The sequence below is a fragment of the Acetobacter sp. genome (assembly GCF_047721705.1).
In the GTDB taxonomy this organism is placed as follows: Bacteria; Pseudomonadota; Alphaproteobacteria; order Acetobacterales; family Acetobacteraceae; genus Acetobacter.
Genome location: NZ_JBDNXK010000052.1, coordinates 22,727 through 24,345, shown reverse-complemented (window position 1 = coordinate 24,345; position 1,619 = coordinate 22,727). Strand labels below are relative to the sequence as shown.

At 57.4% G+C, this 1,619-nt stretch carries 1 protein-coding gene; it reads left to right on the top strand.

Annotated features, from left to right (window positions below; genetic code table 11):
* Positions 1 to 145: 145 nt before the first annotated feature.
* On the top strand, positions 146 to 1,619 hold a 1,474-nt coding region (locus tag ABF824_RS10130), incomplete at its 3' end, for a hypothetical protein (RefSeq protein ID WP_415488597.1).

Here is a 1,619-nt window from a genome sequence, read left to right as displayed (position 1 = left end):
AGATAATATTCCCACCCTGTTGGAAAAAACTAAACAGTTACGCTCTGTTAAGCTTTCTGACACTTATGTCCTGCCCTCGATATGCTGGGATTCGTTCCATGCCGGGGTGGGAGCCGTCTATATCTCACCCTGGAGTTGTTTCCTGATGGCAACAGATTATTTTAACGGGACAAATTCCACCGATTTTTCCGATGCTACGAATTGGTCTGACGGGGATCCTTCCACGTTTCATGATCTTTTCATCGGTGGATTTGACGATACGGCTGCGCCAGTTTCAGCAACAGTCAGTAGCGCAGTCGCAACGGCAGTGCAGAGTCTGACTGTTGGCGCGAATGGAACGCTGACCATCACCGCATGCGAGACGGATGGCAGCACAGCTCCTGTGTTTACAGTGGACACGCTGGAGATTTATCAGTCCGGGCAACTGATCGTTGATACACCCGCCCCGGTTGACCTTGGAATCAACCAGATCAATGGCACTCTGACGATCAAGGGATCGCAGGCGGCCACGATCACCTCTGGTTCCCTTTCCGGTGCAGGCACCCTGAATCTCGAGCATGCTACGCTTGGATCTGATGGCGCCCCGCTCAGCATCGACAGCAACATGCAGGTGTCGCTGGCAGACGGAAGCACCCTGTATTTTACGGGCGGTCGTACGGCTGGAACCGTCACGTTTGATCCGACGACGCAGAACATGGTCGTGTTCAGTGGTGAAAACTCCACCATCACCACGGCGTTCAACAACGTTTCCCAGAACAGTGAATTCGCGATCAGCGCGAATGACGGTCTCACTGTTTCTTCCGCAAAATATGTCTCGAACAGCGACGGTTCCTACAGCCTTGTGATTGACGCAGGCTCAAAGACCATCACGCTCAACGATATTCACACTGTCACTGGCTACACGCCGGGCACGCTTGAAGTCGTGAAGGATGCTGCTGGCGATTATATCATTGCCGATAGCTCCCTGACGGATGCCGGATCGGTAATGCCGTGGGATAGCGTAAGCGGAAGCGACTGTCATTGTAGTGGCGGTTCGTCCTCGGGTGGTACTTCCGGCGGATCGAGCGGTTCCGGTGGTTCCGGCGGCTCAGGCACTTCGGGTGGCTCTGGTGGTTCTGGCGGGTCAGGTACCTCGGGCGGTTCCGGTGGTTCTGGTTCTTCGGGTGGCTCGGGCGGTTCCGGTGGCAGCTCTTCCAGCAGCGGCGGTTCCTCGGATCACCATCATCACAGTGGTGGCAGCTGTGACCACAACGGCAACTGGTGGTGGGACCACTGTGAGCCGCATGGTTCCGGGTCGGGTTCGACATCGGGCGGCACAAGCGGCTCTACGTCGGGTGGCACGAGTGGTTCGACGTCCGGTGGCGGCAGCTGTGACCACAACGGCAACTGGTGGTGGGACCACTGTGAACCGCATGGTTCCGGTTCTGGCTCTGGCTCCACATCGGGCAGCACAAGTGGCTCCACGTCTGGCAGCACGAGCGGTTCGACGTCCGGTGGCGGCAGCTGTGATCACAACGGTAACTGGTGGTGGGACCACTGTGAACCGCATGGTTCCGGTTCAGGTTCTGGCTCCACATCGGGCAGCACAAGTGGCTCCACGTCTGGCAGCACGAGCGGTT